The sequence below is a fragment of the Actinacidiphila acidipaludis genome, from assembly GCF_019890725.1.
Taxonomy (GTDB): domain Bacteria; phylum Actinomycetota; class Actinomycetes; order Streptomycetales; family Streptomycetaceae; genus Actinacidiphila; species Actinacidiphila acidipaludis.
On the sequence record NZ_JAINZZ010000070.1, the window covers coordinates 21,423 to 37,520 of the forward strand.

The 16,098-nt window shown below is 72.6% G+C and carries 14 protein-coding genes and 1 riboswitch; of the genes, 7 read left to right on the forward strand and 7 right to left on the reverse strand.

The window, feature by feature from the left end; all coding sequences use genetic code 11:
- Positions 1-47: 47 nt before the first annotated feature.
- A complete protein-coding gene (locus tag K7862_RS32625; protein WP_222968570.1) occupies positions 48-2,333 on the reverse strand; it encodes a glycoside hydrolase family 3 N-terminal domain-containing protein in 2,286 nt (761 codons plus the stop codon).
- Between the two features lie 193 nt (positions 2,334-2,526).
- On the opposite strand from K7862_RS32625, the gene K7862_RS32630 reads away from it, so the two are divergent.
- Entirely contained in the window at positions 2,527-3,555 is a 1,029-nt protein-coding gene (locus K7862_RS32630) for a LacI family DNA-binding transcriptional regulator (RefSeq protein WP_222968572.1), read from the forward strand.
- Positions 3,556-3,663: 108 nt separating this feature from the next.
- Here the strand turns inward: K7862_RS32630 and K7862_RS32635 are convergent, their stop codons facing one another.
- Positions 3,664-4,296, reverse strand: a complete 633-nt coding sequence (locus K7862_RS32635; protein ID WP_222968574.1) for a PadR family transcriptional regulator — start codon at positions 4,294-4,296, stop codon at positions 3,664-3,666.
- Positions 4,297-4,512: 216 nt separating this feature from the next.
- Between K7862_RS32635 and K7862_RS32640 the strand changes: the two genes are divergently transcribed.
- Positions 4,513-4,887 carry a helix-turn-helix transcriptional regulator gene (locus K7862_RS32640; RefSeq protein ID WP_262414169.1) on the forward strand — a complete coding sequence of 125 codons (375 nt, stop codon included), beginning with the start codon at positions 4,513-4,515 and terminating at the stop codon, positions 4,885-4,887.
- Between the two features lie 10 nt (positions 4,888-4,897).
- Positions 4,898-5,314: a VOC family protein gene (locus K7862_RS32645; protein WP_222968578.1), complete on the forward strand. Its 417-nt coding sequence runs from the start codon at positions 4,898-4,900 to the stop codon at positions 5,312-5,314.
- Positions 5,315-5,317: 3 nt separating this feature from the next.
- Here the strand turns inward: K7862_RS32645 and K7862_RS32650 are convergent, their stop codons facing one another.
- Together K7862_RS32650 and K7862_RS32655 are read right to left on the reverse strand one after the other, a co-directional pair.
- The gene (locus K7862_RS32650) at positions 5,318-6,085 is read right to left on the reverse strand and encodes a helix-turn-helix transcriptional regulator (protein WP_222968580.1); all 768 of its coding nucleotides are present in this window, start codon (positions 6,083-6,085) and stop codon (positions 5,318-5,320) included.
- Between the two features lie 154 nt (positions 6,086-6,239).
- The gene (locus tag K7862_RS32655) at positions 6,240-7,322 is read right to left on the reverse strand and encodes a class I SAM-dependent methyltransferase (RefSeq protein WP_222968601.1); all 1,083 of its coding nucleotides are present in this window, start codon (positions 7,320-7,322) and stop codon (positions 6,240-6,242) included.
- Positions 7,323-7,500: 178 nt separating this feature from the next.
- On the opposite strand from K7862_RS32655, the gene K7862_RS32660 reads away from it, so the two are divergent.
- Together K7862_RS32660 and K7862_RS32665 are read left to right on the forward strand one after the other, a co-directional pair.
- On the forward strand, positions 7,501-7,692 hold the full coding sequence (locus tag K7862_RS32660) for a DUF1059 domain-containing protein (protein ID WP_222968581.1): 192 nt from the start codon (positions 7,501-7,503) through the stop codon (positions 7,690-7,692).
- Positions 7,693-7,873: 181 nt separating this feature from the next.
- Entirely contained in the window at positions 7,874-8,695 is an 822-nt protein-coding gene (locus K7862_RS32665) for a PhzF family phenazine biosynthesis protein (protein WP_222968583.1), read from the forward strand.
- Positions 8,696-8,805: 110 nt separating this feature from the next.
- Here K7862_RS32665 and K7862_RS32670 read toward each other — a convergent pair whose 3' ends face one another.
- Entirely contained in the window at positions 8,806-9,591 is a 786-nt protein-coding gene (locus K7862_RS32670) for a CPBP family intramembrane glutamic endopeptidase (protein ID WP_222968585.1), read from the reverse strand.
- Between the two features lie 240 nt (positions 9,592-9,831).
- Complete coding sequence (locus K7862_RS32675) at positions 9,832-11,322, reverse strand: glutamate-cysteine ligase family protein (protein ID WP_222968587.1); 1,491 nt, start codon at positions 11,320-11,322, stop codon at positions 9,832-9,834.
- A 466-nt stretch (positions 11,323-11,788) separates the two neighbouring features.
- On the opposite strand from K7862_RS32675, the gene K7862_RS32680 reads away from it, so the two are divergent.
- Both K7862_RS32680 and K7862_RS32685 read left to right on the forward strand, forming a co-directional pair.
- Entirely contained in the window at positions 11,789-12,373 is a 585-nt protein-coding gene (locus tag K7862_RS32680; protein WP_222968589.1) for a hypothetical protein, read from the forward strand.
- 279 nt (positions 12,374-12,652) lie between these two features.
- Positions 12,653-12,859 carry a DUF5999 family protein gene (locus tag K7862_RS32685; protein WP_222968590.1) on the forward strand — a complete coding sequence of 69 codons (207 nt, stop codon included), beginning with the start codon at positions 12,653-12,655 and terminating at the stop codon, positions 12,857-12,859.
- A 123-nt stretch (positions 12,860-12,982) separates the two neighbouring features.
- Here the strand turns inward: K7862_RS32685 and gcvP are convergent, their stop codons facing one another.
- The gene (gene gcvP, locus K7862_RS32690; protein ID WP_222968592.1) at positions 12,983-15,868 is read right to left on the reverse strand and encodes an aminomethyl-transferring glycine dehydrogenase; all 2,886 of its coding nucleotides are present in this window, start codon (positions 15,866-15,868) and stop codon (positions 12,983-12,985) included.
- A 59-nt stretch (positions 15,869-15,927) separates the two neighbouring features.
- Positions 15,928-16,055: riboswitch (glycine riboswitch) on the reverse strand.
- Positions 16,056-16,098 lie beyond the last annotated feature (43 nt).

A 16,098-nucleotide genomic window follows, 5' to 3' on the forward strand; every position in this document is an offset into this window, starting at 1 on the left:
GCCCGGCGCCGGATGGGTGATCGGTCGCGTGCCCGGAGGGTCGGGGGTCAGCGCACGGTCACCGTCGTGCTCCGGGTGCCCGCGGTGAACACGTAGTCCCCGCGCGCGACGGTCTGCGGACCGGTCCCGTCGATGTCGCCCGGGGTGACCGCCAGCCGGCTCGGCGGCACGTCCAGACCGACCGTGCGGGACTGGCCGGCGTCCAGGTGGACCCGGGCGAAGGCGACCAGCTTGCGGGACGGGGACAGCACGTCGCTGGACGGCTGCGACACGTAGACCGGGACCACCAGGTCGCCCGCCCGGGAGCCGGAGTTGGTCACGCCGACCGACAGGTGGATGGTGTCCTTCGTCCGCGCGGAGGCCGAACCGGCCTTGATCGACGCGAAGTCGTACGTGGTGTACGACAGGCCGGCGCCGAAGGGGTAGGCGGCGTCGTACGAGGACTCCGGGCCGCCGTTGGTGCCGGGGAGCTGCTGGTAGTACAGGGGCTCGTTGCCGATGTCCTTGGGCCAGGAGGCGTTCAGCCGGCCGCTCGGGTTGTACGAGCCGAACAGCACGTCGGCCACGGCCTTGCCGCCCTCGCTGCCGGGCAGCCAGGACATCAGCAGGCCCTGGGTTCCGTCCGCGTCGCCGAGCACCAGCGGGCGGCCGGCGATGACGACGGTGACGACCGGCTTGCCGGTGGCCTTCAGCGACTTCACCAGCGCCTGCTGGTCGGCGCTGAGTTCGGGCCGGGGGCTGTCCGCGGCGCCTTCGGCCGCGGCCTTCTCGCCGACCACGACGACCGTCAGGTCGGCGTCCTTGGCCTGGGCGACGGCGTCGTCCGCGGTCTTGGCCTGCACGACCTGGGTGCCGGAGGGAGCGGCGGCCTTGATGCCCTGCAGCACCGTGGTGCCGGGCTCCTGCACGCCGTCGGGCACGCCCTGCCAGCCGACGGTCCAGCCGCCGACCTGGTCGTTGATGTCGTCGGCGTAGGAGCCGGCGACGACGATCTTCTTGGCGGACGCCGGCACCGGCAGCACGTTGCCGTCGTTGCGCAGCAGCACCTGGGACTCGTCGGCGGCCTGCCGGGCGAGCGTGGTGTCGGCGCCGAGGACGGCGCCGTCGGCCTTCGAGGCGTCCACGTAGGGGTGTTCGAAGAGCCCGAGCTGGAACTTCAGCCGCAGGATGCGCGACACCGACTCGTCGATCCGCTTCTGCGTCACCAGGCCCCGGTCCACGGCGGTCTTCAGTCCGTCGCTCCAGCCCTGGGCGTCGTACGGCTCCATGGCCATGTCGAGACCGGCGTTGACCGCCTTGGCGATGGCCTCCGGGTAGTCGGCGGCCACGTGGTAGGAGGTCTGCAGCGCGCGGACGTCCTGCCAGTCGCTGACGACGACGCCCTGGAACCCGAACTGCTTGCGCAGCACGGTGGTCAGCAGATAGTGCGAGCCGGTGGCCGGGATGCCGTTGACGGCACCGGAGTTGACCATCACGGTCTGGGCGCCGGCGTCGATGGCCGCCTTGTACGAGGGCAGCAGGGTGTCCTGGAGGTAGCGGATCGAGACGTCGCCGGGCACCCGGTCGTGGCCGTTGCCGGGCTCGCCGTAGCCGGCGAAGTGCTTGACGGTGGCGACGACCTTCTTCTCGCCGTCGGCGCCCTGGATGCCCTTGACCGAGGACGCCGCGAGCGTGCCGGCCAGCAGCGGGTCCTCGCCGTAGGTCTCGTAGTAGCGGCCCCAGCGCTGGTCGCGGGCGATGTCGGCGACGGGCGCGAAGTTCCAGTCGATGCCGGTGGCGGCGACGGCGCGGGCGGTGGAGGCGCCGGTGGCCTGGGCCAGCGCGGGGTCCCAGCTGGAGCCGATGCCGATCTCCTGGGGGAAGACCGTGGCGCCCAGGACGTTGTTGTGCCCGTGCACCGCGTCCACGCCGTACAGGACCGGGATGTGCAGGCGCGAGTTGGTGACCGCGTACTTCTGCACCGCGTTCACCATCTTCGCCCAGTTCTCGGGCGTGTTGACGGCCGGACCGGCCCCGCCGCCGGAGAGCACCGAGCCCGCCGCGTTGTCCACCAGCACGCTCTTGAGGCAGGCCTGGGTGAAGTCGCCGCCGCTCCACTGGCAGTCGCCCTGCATGCGCACCACGGAGATCTGGTCCATCTGACCGATCTTCTCGGCCAGCGTCATCCGGTGGAGCAGGTCCTTGACCCGAAGATCGACGGGCGCGTTGGGGTTGGTGTACGTGGGGTTGTCGCCGGCCTGCGCCGGGACGGAGGCCACGGCCGCGACGCACGCGGCCGCCGTGGCGAGGGTCAGTAGACCTTTGGTGCGCAGTCTTCGAGCCTTGGCTGGCATGTCAGGAGCCCCGTTCGCGTAGGTGAGGTCCCGGCAGGCCGGGACCTGGAGCCGTAAACGTTTCCAAACGGCGGGCAGTCTGTCCTTGTGCTCACTGATCGTCAAGACTGTACGCAGAAGGTGTTTTCCTTCACGCTGGGCTGGACGCCTTCCCGCAGGTCGGCCCTGTCCACTCGCGCAGAACGGGTACTTCGTGAACATCCGTGAACTCGCCCGCCGCAGCGGTGTGTCGACCGCCACCGTCTCGCGGGCACTGAACGACCGCGCCGAGGTGAGCGAGGCGACCCGCGAGCGGATCCGGCGGCTGGCCACGGAGTTGGGGTACGCCCCCAACGAGCCGGCCCGCACGCTGGTGCGGCGCCGCTCGGACACCATCGGGCTGATCTGGGACAGCGGCCAGGAGGCGCAGGGCCTGCACAACCCGTTCCTGCTGGGCCTGTTGAGCGCGGTGCGGACCGCGCTGTCGGAGGCCGACTACCACCTGATGCTGCTGACGACGCCCGGTCCCGACGACCCGGAGGGCGCCCATCTGCAGGCGGTCAGGCGGCACAACCTGGAGGGCGTGATCGTGCTGACCACTCCCCCCGACGACCACTGCCTGCGCCAGCTCGCCGCGTCCACCGTCCCGTGCGCCGGCATCGACACGGCGTTCACCGGTCCGCGCACGGTGCGGGTCAGCTCCGACAACGCGGCGGGCGCGGAGGCCGCGGTGGAGCATCTGTACGCGCTCGGCCATCGCCGGATCGCCACCATCACCGGCCCCCTGCACCTGCCGCCGGCCGCGGAGCGGCTGGCCGGCTACCGCAGGGCCTGCGCCCGGCTGGGCCTGGGCGTGCCCGAGGGCTACGTGGTGGAGGGCGACTTCTTCCTGGCCAGCGGCGAGGCGGCGGGCCGGCGGCTGCTGAGCGTCGCCGAACGTCCGACGGCGATCTTCGCGGCGGGTGACCAGATGGCGATCGGCGCGATGCACGCGGCCGCGGACGCGGGCCTGGCCGTGCCGCGGGACCTGGCGGTGGTGGGCTTCGACGACATCGACGCCGCGGCACTGGTCCGCCCGGCGCTGACGACGGTCGCCCAGGACCAGCGGGCCCTGGGCGAGGCGGCGGTGGCGGCGCTGCGCGGCCTGCTGGACGCCGGCCCCGGCAAGGGCCTGGAGCCGGCCCAGCCGCGCATCGTCCCCACCCGCCTCGTGATACGCGGATCGAGCCGGTCCGGGGCGTGACGTCCCGGACCGGCTCGGTCCTGTGACCCGGCCGTCGCGGCCGGGGTGCTTGTCCCGGGGGCCGGGGGCCGGCCGGGCCGATGGGCCCGGCCGGAGTCCGGCCGCGGGTCACTCCTGCTCGGTGTCCTCGTCGGCGAGGATCAGGTAGAGACGCTTGCGGGCCTCGTTCACCACGGTCAGCGCCTTGTCGCGCTGCTCCGGTGTGCCGGTGGCCCACACCTGGCGGAACGCCTCGACGAGTCCGCCGCCGGCCTTCCTTATCTCGTTGAGGGCGTCCCAGTCGACGCCCCGGCCGGCCTCCTCCCACGGGGCCTCGGGGCCCGCGTCGGCTTCGGTGCGGCCGGACTCGGTGAGCGTGAACAGCTTCTTGCCGCCCTCGCTCGCGCTGGTGATCAGCCCTTCGTCCTCCAGCAGTTGCAGCGTCGGGTAGACCGAGCCGGGACTCGGCTTCCACGCGCCGCCGCTGCGTTCGGCGATCTCCTGGATCATCTCGTAGCCATGCATCGGCCGGTCCTTGAGCAGCGCCAGGATCGACGCGCGGACATCCCCGCGTCGTGCCCGGCCGCCGCCGCGGTGACCGCCCCTGCCCCGGCCGCCCGGGCCGAACGGCCCGCCGGGGCCGCCGAAGGGGGGTCCGAACGGCCCGAAGGCCGCCCTGCGGGCTTCCCGCTCACCCCAGCCGTGATGGCCGGGACCACAGTGCCCATGGTGCTGTTCCTGCTCGTATCCGTGGGAACGCATGATGTCGCTCCTTCCATCGGTGATCTTTCGCGACACATCAACGATATATCGGAACCGATCGCATAGCAAGCATCTTCCGCCGACCGGTGCGACACGACCGGCCCGGGGGCCGTGACCTGCGGCGTCGCCCGGAGCGGCGGATTCCTGGGTACCGTGGCCGATGTGCCGACCCCCGATCTCTCCGACCTGGTCCGGTTGCGCAGGGCCCGCGACCGGATGGACCGCGACTACGCCGAGCCGCTGGACGTCCCGGCGCTGGCGCACACCGCCCTGATGTCCCCCGGGCACTTCCAGCGCAGCTTCCGCGCGGCCTTCGGCGAGACGCCCTACAGCTATCTCATGACGCGCCGGATCGAACGCGCCAAGGCACTGCTGCGGCGCGGCGACCTGAGCGTGACCGAGGTCTGCATGGCCGTCGGCTGCACCTCGCTGGGCTCCTTCAGTTCGCGCTTCACCGAGCTGGTCGGGGAGACCCCGAGCGCCTACCGGGCCCGGGACCACGCCGAGGGCGCCGCCGTCCCGGCGTGCATCGCCAAGATCCACACCCGGCCGGTCAGGAACGGAGAAGCCAGGTCCGCTCCCGCTTCGTAGCGTGAAGGACATGGACATCCACCTCGCACAGTGCTTCATCGCCGTCGACGACCCCGACACGGTCCTGGCCTTCTACCGCGACGTCCTCGGCCTCGAGGTGCGCAACGACGTCGGCTTCGAGGGCATGCGCTGGGTGACGGTCGGCTCGCCGTCCCAGCCCGGCGTGGAGATCGTGCTCGAACCACCCCTGGCCGACCCGCACGCCCCCGAGGCCGACCGCAGGGCGGCGGCCGGGCTGCTGGCCAGGGGCATGCTGCGCGGCGTGGTCTTCCGGACCGACGACGTCGACGCCACCTTCGAGAAGATCCGGGCCGCAGGCGGTGAGGTGCTGCAGGAGCCGATGGACCAGCCGTACGGCGTGCGGGACTGCGCCTTCCGCGACCCGGCCGGGAACATGCTGCGGTTCGGCCAGCCCCGCCGCGGCTGACGTTCAGGCGCCGGCGCCGGCCAACCACACCGTGGCCGCGGCGACCCGGCCGCCCACCTGGAGCTTGGGATAGGCGTGTTCCAGGTGCTTGTCGACGGTCCGCGGGGAGATGGCCAGGCGGTGCCCGATCTGCTCGTTGGTCAGTCCGTGCGCCAGCAGGTCGAGCACCGCCGCCTCCCGCTCGGTGACCTGGGTGCGGACGTCGCGGGCGTCCTCCGGGGGCTGCGGCACCGTGGGCTGCAGGGACGTGTGGGTCAGGCGGTCCATCGCCCGGCCCAGCCGGCCGCGCAGCATCCGCGCGGTCTCCACGTCGGTGTCGGCGAAGTCCACGTCGCGGCGGTTGACCACCAGGCACACCGTGCGCGGGGTCCCGTCGGACCGCCCGGCGGGGAAGGACATCGCGAGCTGGTACTCGGCGCCCAGCGGCCGGTACACCTCGCGGTAGAGGTCCATCGCCCGCCGGTCGGCCGGACTCTGCAGGTCGGAACGGCGGACCGGGTAGCCGGCGCCGGTGGTGGTGTGCGCGACGAGCGGATCGGTCGCCGCCGCCCGCTCGAAGGCCGACAGCATGCCCGCGTCCAGCAGGTCCGCGGGCAGGCTCAGCGGGCCGGCGCGGACGGGGTGCGCTGTCCACACGATGCTGTCGCCGGGTACGGCCCGCAGCAGCAGCGGGAGGAGCGCCGGCACCAGCGTGTCCTCGTCGACCGCGTCGATCAGGAGGTCGAACACGGCGAGAACCCGCCGCAGCGCGGCCTCCCCGGCCGTGGTCATACTTCAAGCCTGACCAGCGGGCGGCGGCCGGTCAAGACGGGACCGGACGCGCACGCCGCACCCACCGCCCGCTGCCGCCCGCTCCCCCCGCGCCCGGAACGGCGGCGCGGCGGGGGCACCCGCGCCGCGCCGGTCGCGTGCTCAGCGCGCCAGCTCAGCGCGCCAGCGCGTAGACGCGGTTGACCGGGCTCTCCGAGGCGAGCGTCCAGTGGTGCAGACCCGCCTTGTCGGCGATCCGGCGCATGGATTCCTCGCCCGCATGGTTGCCGAGCGCCTCCGGGCCGGGCTGGGCCAGCGCGGACGGCAGGCACACCGCGACGGACGCGGCGGTCAGACCGCGGCCGATGGGATGGACGTTCTCCTCCACATCGGCGGACGCGTTGGGTTCGACGAGCATGCACCGCCCGCCGTCCGCCAGCGCGCGCTCGCTCCTCCGCAGGGCGGCGCCGGGGTCGCTCATGTCGTGCAGGCAGTCGAAGAACGTGATCAGGTCGAAGCCGTCGCCGGGGAAGTCCTGGGCGGTGGCCACGTCGAACTCGACGCGGTCGCTGAGGCCCTGCTCGGCCGCGAGACCGCGGGCCGTCTCGATCGAGGGCCGGTGGAAGTCGAAGCCGTGGAACCGGGAGTTCGGGAAGGCCTGCGCCATCAGCAGCGTCGAGTACCCGTACCCGCACCCGATGTCGGCGACCTTGGCACCACGTTCCAGCTTCTCCGGCATGCCGTCCATCGACGTGATCCACTCCGGGACGAGCGCGGCCGCGTAGCCGGGCCGGAAGAACTTGGCGGTGCCCTCGAACAGCGCCGGGGCGTGCTCGCCCCATCCGACGCCCTCGCCGGTGCGGAAGGCGTCCATCAGGACGTCCTCGGTGCCGTACAGCGCCTGCAGCATGGTGAACATGCCCGCCGCGTAGGTGGGTGCGTCCGGGTCGGCCAGAACGGCCGCGTGGGCCGCGGGCAGTTCGTAGGTGTCGGCGGCCGCGTCGTGGTCCACGTAGGAGCCGGCGACCTGGGCGGCGAGCCATTCGCGCACGTACCGCTCCGACAGGCCCGTCCGCTTCGCCAGTTGGGTCGAGGTCAGCGGTCCGGCGCCGGCCATCGCGGTGTAGAGGCCGAGCCGGTCGCCGAGGGAGGTGCACAGGCCGGACATCGCCGCGGCACCATCGGTCATGACCTGTTCCAGGAACTCCATCACCTGGTCTTCCGTGGGCTGTTGGGCAGCCGGCACCTCCTGCTCCATGGCGCTGTCCTGCTGGGGCCGGGCCGTCGCGGTCATGGCGCGCACCTCCTCGTCGTCTCCTCTCACTGCAGCAGGAAGCCGACGAAAAACGCAATACGGACTTGTCCGTACGCACTCCGTTCCATGCTGAATTGCGGCCCATGCGCACCTAGACTGGAGGTCGACGAGGAGGTGCGTCATGCGCAAAGTCGCCGATTGCCGCGAATACCCCAGCGAGTCGAACTGCACCCTCACCATCTCCGGCCAGGAGGACGAGGTGGTGCGCGCCGCCAGCGAGCACGCGGTCGCCGTGCACGGCCACACCGACGGGCCCGAACTGCGGGAGCAGATCAGGACCATGCTGAAGGACGAGGTCCCGCAGCACGCCTGAGGTCCCCGCGCCCGCGACGTTCCGGACCGCGGAGGTTCGCGGATCCTCGCGGGTGGCCAAGGGTCTTCGCGTGTCTTCGCGGGTCTTCCCCCCGTCGCCGCCCCGAACGGGCGGCGACGGCCGCGTCCCCCGCCGTCCGCCGGCGATTCCCCGAGCCGGGTCGGGTCACTAGGCTCTTCCCATGCGGATCCGGATTGTCGACGCCTTCACCGACCGCCCGTTCGGGGGCAACCCGGCAGGCGTGCTGCTGCTCGACGCGGTCGGGTTCCCACCGGAGCAATGGATGCGGCAGGTCGCCGCCGAGATGAACCTGTCGGAGACAGCGTTCGCCCACCCGCTGGCCGGCGCGCCCGACGCGGACTGGGCGCTGCGCTGGTTCACGCCGGTCACCGAGGTCGGGCTGTGCGGGCACGCCACCCTCGCCGCGGCCCACGTCCTGCGCACCACGGGAGCCGGTGCGGGCACCATCCGCTTCCGCACCCGGGCAGGCGTGCTGTCCGCCGACACCGGCGGCGACGGCAGCATCACCCTGGACTTCCCGGCCGCGCCGCTGACCCCCGAGACCGCGCCCGACGGTCTGGCCGAGGCGCTCGGCGCGGAGCCGCTCACCGTGCTGGACACCGGCCCGGACTGCGGCGACCTGCTGGTGGAGGTGGCCGACGAGGCGAGCGTGCGCGGGCTGCGGCCGGACTTCGCGACGCTTGCCCGGCTCTCGCACCGCGGGATCATCGCCACCGCCGCGGCCCAGGACCCGGACGGCGGTTACGACTTCGTCTCCCGGGGCTTCTTCCCCGCGGTCGGCATCGACGAGGACCCCGTGACGGGCAGCGCCCACACCGCGCTCGCCCCCTTCTGGTCCGCCCGGCTGGGGCGGGACGCGCTCACCGGCCTCCAGGCGTCGGCCCGTTCCGGCCGGGTGGCCACCCGCCTGCGCGGCGACCGTGTCCTGCTCACCGGGTCCGCGGTCACCGTGGTCGACGGCGAGCTGCACGCCGTGCCATGAGGCACGGGCGCCCCCGACGGCGAGGCCGGCGGACCGGCGGCGCGGGCCGGCCGGTGGCGCCGCCCGCCCTCGGGACCGGTGAACCAGCGCCGCGCCGCAGCGTCCGGCGCTCACCCGGTGGGCAGCCAGCTCACCTTCCCGGCCAGCAGCGCGTAGCCGACGAAGGCCACGGTGTCGATCAGCGCGTGGGCCGCCACGAGCGGCCCCACCCGGCCCCAGCGCCGGTAGAGCAGCACGAACACGACGCCCATCGCCATGTTGCCGAAGAACCCGCCGAGCCCCTGGTAGAGGTGGTACGAGCCGCGCAGCACGGCGCTGGCGGCCAGCGCCGCGGCGGGCGTCCAGCCGAGCTGGCCGAGCCTGCGCAGCAGATAGCCGACGACGATGACCTCTTCGAGCACCGCGTTCTGCACGGCGGACAGGATCAGCACCGGGATCTTCCACCAGACGTCCGGCAGCGACTCCGGGACGACCGTGAGGTTGGCGCCGGCGGCCCGTACGCCGAGGTAGAAGGCGAGCCCGGTGCCGCCGATGAGCGCGGCGACGACCGCCCCGCGCAGCAGGTCGCGGCGCGGCTGGGTGAGGTCGAAGCCCATCACGGGCATCCCGACGCGTTCCCGCGCGAGCAGGTGCGCGACCAGCGCCACCGGGACCAGCGCGCTGGCGATCCCGAAGAGCTGCCAGGCCAGGTCGAGCCACGGCCGGCCGGGCGCGGCGGAGCTGACGAGGGTGGCGGCCTGGTTCTTCAGGGCGCCGGGCCGGGTCACCGAGCCGATGAAGCTGATCAGCGCGGACACCCCGCTGGCGCCCAGCGAGAGACCGAGCACGATCAGGGTCTCGCTGCGCAGCGTGCGCGGTTCGAGCCGGGTCTCCAGCTCGTATGACTCAGCGTGCACGCGCCCTCCAGTATCGTCATCCCGCTCTCGCGCCGTCCGCGCGCGATCAGGGTCTCCGCACAAGATACGAAGATGCGGCTCCGGCCAGCGGAGCGACCCCCACCCTCAGCAGGGCATCCCGGTCCGGAGCGGCGCGCGGGTTCGCAGGAGGGCAGGGGTTCGCGGGAGGGCACGGGTAGGGGGGCCGGGGGCCGGGTCGCCCTGCGCCGGACCGCGTCCGGGGCAGGGCGACCCGGGAGGTCAGTCCACCGGCCAGGTGTGCACCGGCTCGCCGGCCTCCATCAGGTCGCGGTAGCGCTGGGTCATCGAGGCCAGGGCGACCCGGCGGTCGAGGCCGCGTTCGACCAGCCGGTGGAAGGTCGCCGCCTGCCACTCGGCGCCGTTCGTGCGGCGCCGGCAGCGCTGCTCGATCACGCCCAGGTAGTGGTCCCGGTCGACCGGGTCGATGCCCCAGGCGTCCAGCCCGGCGTGCGCCAGCGGCAGCAGCTCCTCGCGGATCAGGTCGGCTGCGGCCACCTCCGTCAGGGTCCCGCCGCGTCCCCGCGGCCAGTGCAGCGTCGCGTTGACGCCGTCCCGGCAGGCCGCGTCGAAGTTGGCCGCGGCTGCGTCGAACGGCAGCCGGTGCCACAGCGGCCGGGACGCCTCGGCCAGTGACCGCACCACCCCGTAGTAGAAGGCGGCGTTGGCCAGGACGTCGGTGACCGTCGGCCCGGCCGGCAGCACCCGGTTCTCCACCCGCAGGTGCGGCACGCCGTCGACGACCTCGTAGACCGGCCGGTTCCAGCGGTAGATGGTGCCGTTGTGCAGCGTCAGCTCCCGCAGCTGCGGCACGCCGCCGTCGTCGAGCACGCGCAGCGGGTCCTCGTCGTCGCAGATCGGCAGCAGGGAGGGGTAGTAGCGGACGTTCTCGGCGAAGAGGTCGGTCACCGAGTCGATCCAGCGTTCACCGAACCAGGTCAGCGGCCGCACTCCCTGGGTCCGCAGTTCCTGCGGCCGGGTGTCGGTGGCCTGCTGGAACAGCAGCGGGCGGGTCTCGCGCCACAACTCGCGCCCGAAGAGGAACGGAGAGTTGGCGGCGGCGGCGATCTGCGGGCCGGAGATGGCCTGCGCGGCGTTCCACACCGCCGCGAACCGGCCCGGTGTGACCTGGAGGTGCAGCTGGGTGGAGGTGCAGGCGGCCTCCGGCGCGATCGAGCCCGAGGTGTAGACGAGGTGCTCGACCCCGTCGATGTCCACGGTGATGTCCTCGCCGCGCATGGCGAGGATGCGGTCGTTGAGCAGGGTGTAGCGGTCGGCCCGGGAGAGGTTGGCGGACACCAGGTCCTGCGCCTCGAGCGTGGGCAGAATTCCGACCATCACGATGTGCGCGCCCACTTCACCGGCCATCCGGTCGGCGTAGCCCAGACCGGTGCGCAGTTCCTCGGACAGCCGATCGAGCACCCGGCCGGATAGCCGATGAGGTGCGATGTTCACTTCAATATTGAACTGTGCGAGCTCGGTCTGGAAATCCTGGCTCGCGATGCGCTCCAGCACCTCTTCGTTCATCATGCGGGGCAGTCCGGCGGAATCCGCGAGATTCAATTCGATCTCCAGACCCATCAGATTGCGCGGTCGGTCGAATCGCTTCTCGTCCAACAGCCGCTCCAGCCCCAGCAGACACTGCTGAAGCTTCCGCCGGTACATGCGGCGGTCGGCCAGGTCGAACGCGCCGGCCACGACCTTCTCCCCCATCGATGCTCCTTCCTCGGTGACGTCCTCACGGGAGGATGCCCACCCAAATGATCGATAGGCCACGAAGGATCACTCGGGCACGCTACGCTTGCACTATCAGGCACCGGCAGCACGTTCCAGCGGCACATTCACATCCGCGGGACCTGCGTAAACCCGGGGGAAATCGACCGGCGGGTTCCGGCCGACCGTGGCGGGCAGAAAAATGCACCGCCCACCTCATACCCTGCGGGAATGCCCGGCGGCCGCCTGTCGAAGAAGGCGAATTCTCGCCTTGCGCGTAATACTGGCAGCGACTAGACGAAACACGGAGCGAACACGCGTCGTATAAACTCCGCGCACAAGGCAAAGACTCCGCCCTCGCCGGACGCGCCTGTGCCGGACATCCCCCCTGAACCGTCGCGGCCGTCCGCACCCATCCCGCACCACCCGTGTCTCCAGTTGTGTCTCCAGAGTGAGAGGCGACATCATGCCGCTGCTTGTCCCACCCGCACCCGCCCCAGCCCTCCTGAGCGTCCTCGCGGCGCTCAGTTCGCCCACCGCGGTCCTGGAGGCAAGGACCCCTGCTCTGCGCACCGCGGAAGGGCCGCTGGACGCCGAACACCCGCTGCCTGTCCATGTGTTCGAACCGGCACCGGTGCCGGGGGCACTGCCCCAGGCACGGCTGACCGGCTGGCGGTTCCATATCCGGGTGGGCGCAGGGGTCGCCGCGGCGGGCGAGACGGTGGCGACGCCGGACGGGTGGGTGTTCTCCCGGTTCTCCGAGGGTCCCTACCTGGTGTCCACGGAACGCGCGCTGCGGCAGGCGGAGGCGCTGCCGGCCACCTATCAGCCGCACCTGCTGTCGGTGCCGGGGCTGTACATGCTCGCGCTGTGGCTGCATTCGGTGCCACGGGCCGACGCGGCCACCGCCCAGCCCGACCCGGCGGACCTGCTCATCCCGCTGGCCCCCGCCCCTCCGGGGATCGCCTCCCACCGGGTCTACCGGCTGGTGGAGCTCGCCCCGGTGCTCAACGTCCGGCTGGCGCCGCCGCTGGCCGGTTCACCGGCCTGACCCGGCCGCGGCGGCCGCTCCGGACGCACACGACGGTGCCCCCTCGCCCGTGCGGCGAGGGGGCACCGTCCGCTCTCCCGCTCAGGGCCCATAGCGCAACCGCCCGCGCGAGTGACGCGTCTTCCCCCAATGAGTACCGGCTGCGGGAAATCCCTGCGGAATCTCCCGAGCGGGACAACACTGGGACCGCCGCACACGAACGGGGGGACGTACGTGACCAAGGCAGGCAAGACGACCGGAAGCACCACTGACCACTCGCAGCGAAAGACAGCATCGACCATGTGCCAGCACCACCCGCAGTGCCCCACCGCCGACTGTGCCGACCGGGAGGCCGCCTGCACGGTGGCCCATCACCCGGAACAGGGCTGGAGCCTGCTGTGCAACGGAGTCCTGCTCTTCGAGGACACCGGGGAGCTCCTCCCCGACGGCAGCATCATCGCGCCGCACCGTCCACTGGACAGCGGCAGCGTCACCACGGCGGCCTGAGGCCGCCCCGAGCGCCCGCCGCGCACGCGGCACCGCACCTCCGAGCCGGTTCCCCTGATCCCAGCGGAACCGGCTTCGCCATGTGCGGACGCAGGCGGGCGGGCGTGCGGCGGCAGGACCGCCTCAGCTGTCGTAGGCGTCCAGGGGCGGGCAGGAGCACACCAGGTTGCGGTCGCCGAAGGCGCCGTCGATGCGCCGGACCGGCGGCCAGTACTTGTCGGCCGCCGAGACCCCGGCGGGGAAGACGGCCTCCTGCCGGGTGTAGGCGTGGTCCCAGTCGCCGCCGAGCGCCGCCGCGGTGTGCGGGGCGTGGTGCAGCGGGTTGTCGTCCGCGGGCCACTCGCCCGAGGTGACCCGGTCGATCTCGCCGCGGATGGCGATCATCGCGTCGCAGAAGCGGTCCAGCTCGGCGAGGTCCTCGCTCTCCGTGGGCTCGATCATCAGCGTGCCGGCCACCGGGAACGACATCGTCGGCGCGTGGAAGCCGTAGTCGATCAGGCGCTTGGCGACGTCGTCGACGCTGACGCCGGTCTCCTTGGTGAGCGGGCGCAGGTCGATGATGCACTCGTGGGCCACCAGGCCGCCGGGACCGGTGTAGAGCACCGGGAAGTGCGGCTCCAGGCGCTTGGCGACGTAGTTGGCGCCGAGCACGGCCATCTGCGTGGCCTGCTTGAGCCCCTCGGCGCCCATCAGGCGCACGTAGGTCCAGGAGATGGGCAGTATGCCCGCCGAGCCCCAGGGAGCCGCGGAGACCGGCCCCACGCCCGTCTCCGGGCCCGCGGAGGGCTGCAGCGGGTGGTTGGGCAGGTAGGGGGCCAGGTGCGCGCGGACCGCGACCGGGCCGACGCCCGGGCCGCCGCCGCCGTGCGGGATGCAGAAGGTCTTGTGCAGGTTCAGGTGCGACACGTCGGCGCCGAAGCGGCCGGGCCGGGCCAGGCCGACCAGGGCGTTGAGGTTGGCGCCGTCCACGTAGACCTGGCCGCCGGCGTCGTGCACGGCCGCGCAGATGTCGGTGATGTTGTCCTCGAACACGCCGTGCGTGGAGGGGTAGGTCACCATGAGCACGGCCAGCGTGTCGCGGTGCTGCTCGATCTTGGCGTGCAGGTCGTCGACGTCCACGTCGCCGTTCTGGCCGGTCCTGACGACGACGACCTTCATGCCGGCCATCACGGCGCTGGCGGCGTTGGTGCCGTGCGCGGAGGACGGGATGAGGCAGACCGTACGGCCGGTGTCGCCGTTGGCGCGGTGGTAGGCGCGCACCGCGAGCAGGCCGGCGAGTTCGCCCTGCGAGCCGGCGTTGGGCTGCAGGCTCACCTTGTCGTAGCCGGTGACCTCGGCGAGCTGGTCCTCCAGGCCGTGGATCAGCTCCAGGTAGCCCGCCGCCTGCTCGGCCGGCGCGAACGGGTGCAGCGCGCCGAACTCCGGCCAGGTGACCGGCTCCATCTCGGTGGTGGCGTTGAGCTTCATCGTGCAGGAGCCGAGCGGGATCATGCCGCGGTCCAGCGCGTAGTCGCGGTCGGCGAGGCGGCGCAGGTAGCGCAGCATCGCGGTCTCGCTGCGGTGCTGGTGGAAGACCGGGTGGGTCAGGTACGCCTCGGTGCGCTCCAGGGCCCCCGGCAGCGCGTCCGCGGTCGCGGCGTCCAGCGCGTCCAGGTCGGCCTCGGGCGCGCCGAAGGCGGCGAGCACCGCGGCGAGCTGCGCGCGGTCGGTGGTCTCGTCGCAGGCCACGCCGACCCGGTCGGCGTCCGTCAGCCGCAGGTTGACGCCGGCCGCGCGGGCGGCCTCCACGACCTCGGCGGCCCGGCCGGGGACGCGCGCGGTCAGCGTGTCGAAGAACGCGGCGTGCTCGACCTCCACGCCGCCGGCACGCAGTCCGGCGGCCAGCACCGCGGCGTAGCGGTGGGTGCGGCGGGCGATCGCGGCCAGGCCGTCGGGGCCGTGGTAGACCGCGTACATGCCCGCCATGACCGCGAGCAGGACCTGCGCGGTGCAGATGTTGCTGGTGGCCTTCTCCCGGCGGATGTGCTGCTCGCGGGTCTGCAGGGCGAGGCGGTAGGCCTTGTCCCCGTCGGCGTCGACGGAGACGCCCACCAGGCGGCCGGGCAGGTTGCGGGCGTAGGCCTCGCGGACCGCCATGTAGCCGGCGTGCGGGCCGCCGAAGCCCATCGGCACGCCGAAGCGCTGGGTGGTGCCGACGGCGATGTCGGCGCCGAGGGTGCCGGGCGAGGTGAGCAGGGTCAGCGCGAGCAGGTCGGCGGCGACGGTGACGACCGCGCCGAGCTCGTGCGCCCGCTCGACGACCGGCCGCAGGTCACGGACCTCGCCGGAGGCGCCCGGGTACTGCAGCAGCACACCGAAGACGCCGCGCTCGGCGATCTCGCCGGGGATGCCGTCGCTGAGGTCGGCGACGACCACCTCCACGCCGGTCGGCTCGGCACGGGTCTCGATGACCGCGATCGTCTGCGGGAAGGTGTCGGCGTCGATCAGGAAGACGCCGTCCTTGACCTTGCCGACGCGGCGGGACAGCGCCATCGCCTCGGCGGCGGCGGTGCCCTCGTCCAGCAGGGAGGCCCCGGAGGTGGGCAGGCCGGTGAGGTCGGCGACCACCGTCTGGAAGTTCAGCAGCGCCTCCAGGCGCCCTTGCGAGATCTCCGGCTGGTACGGCGTGTAGGCCGTGTACCAGGAGGGGTTCTCCATGACGTTGCGCAGGATCACCGGCGGGGTGAAGGTGCCGTAGTAGCCCAGGCCGATCATCGGCGCGAGGACCTGGTTGCGGTCGGCCAGCGCGCGCAGCTCCGCGAGGACCTCCGCCTCGGTGCGGGCGGCGGGCAGACCGAGGGCCTCGGCGCTCTTGATCGTGTCGGGCACGGCCGCTGCCGTCAGCTCGTCGAGGGAGCCGAAGCCGACCTGGGCGAGCATCTTGGCCTGCGCCTCGGCGTCCGGGCCGATGTGGCGCCGGGCGAAGGGCACCCCGGCTTCGAGCTCGGCGAGGGGAGTGCGGTCAGTCATCTGAGGAGGCCTCCTGGTCTGCGACGACCTTCGGGGGTGCCCGCGCGGACACCTGTACGGCCTCCCCCTCTGTCATCGGACCTGAGAGCTTCACCGCCCGGCGCGGGCGGCTTTCACCGTCGGTGAGGGCCGTGACCCGGAGGCTGCGGCGCTCCCGGGGCGTGCCCTGCTTTCCAGAGTGACCTCACCCATGCGGTACGGATGCCTGAGAGATTCCGGGGAGGGTTTGC

Bases quoted from the DNA above. Each gene is read 5' to 3' on its own strand.
- K7862_RS32660 (WP_222968581.1), top strand. From the start codon at position 7,501: ATGCGCAAAGTCGCCGATTGCCGCGAATACCCCAGCGAGTCGAACTGC.
- K7862_RS32665 (WP_222968583.1), top strand. From the start codon at position 7,874: ATGCGGATCCGGATTGTCGACGCCTTCACCGACCGCCCGTTCGGGGGC.
- K7862_RS32685 (WP_222968590.1), top strand. From the start codon at position 12,653: ATGTGCCAGCACCACCCGCAGTGCCCCACCGCCGACTGTGCCGACCGG.
- K7862_RS32640 (WP_262414169.1), top strand. From the start codon at position 4,513: ATGGACCGCGACTACGCCGAGCCGCTGGACGTCCCGGCGCTGGCGCAC.
- K7862_RS32645 (WP_222968578.1), top strand. From the start codon at position 4,898: ATGGACATCCACCTCGCACAGTGCTTCATCGCCGTCGACGACCCCGAC.
- K7862_RS32680 (WP_222968589.1), top strand. From the start codon at position 11,789: ATGCCGCTGCTTGTCCCACCCGCACCCGCCCCAGCCCTCCTGAGCGTC.
- K7862_RS32625 (WP_222968570.1), bottom strand. From the start codon at position 2,333: ATGCCAGCCAAGGCTCGAAGACTGCGCACCAAAGGTCTACTGACCCTC.
- K7862_RS32650 (WP_222968580.1), bottom strand. From the start codon at position 6,085: ATGACCACGGCCGGGGAGGCCGCGCTGCGGCGGGTTCTCGCCGTGTTC.
- K7862_RS32635 (WP_222968574.1), bottom strand. From the start codon at position 4,296: ATGCGTTCCCACGGATACGAGCAGGAACAGCACCATGGGCACTGTGGT.
- K7862_RS32655 (WP_222968601.1), bottom strand. From the start codon at position 7,322: ATGGAGCAGGAGGTGCCGGCTGCCCAACAGCCCACGGAAGACCAGGTG.
- gcvP (WP_222968592.1), bottom strand. From the start codon at position 15,868: ATGACTGACCGCACTCCCCTCGCCGAGCTCGAAGCCGGGGTGCCCTTC.
- K7862_RS32675 (WP_222968587.1), bottom strand. From the start codon at position 11,322: ATGGGGGAGAAGGTCGTGGCCGGCGCGTTCGACCTGGCCGACCGCCGC.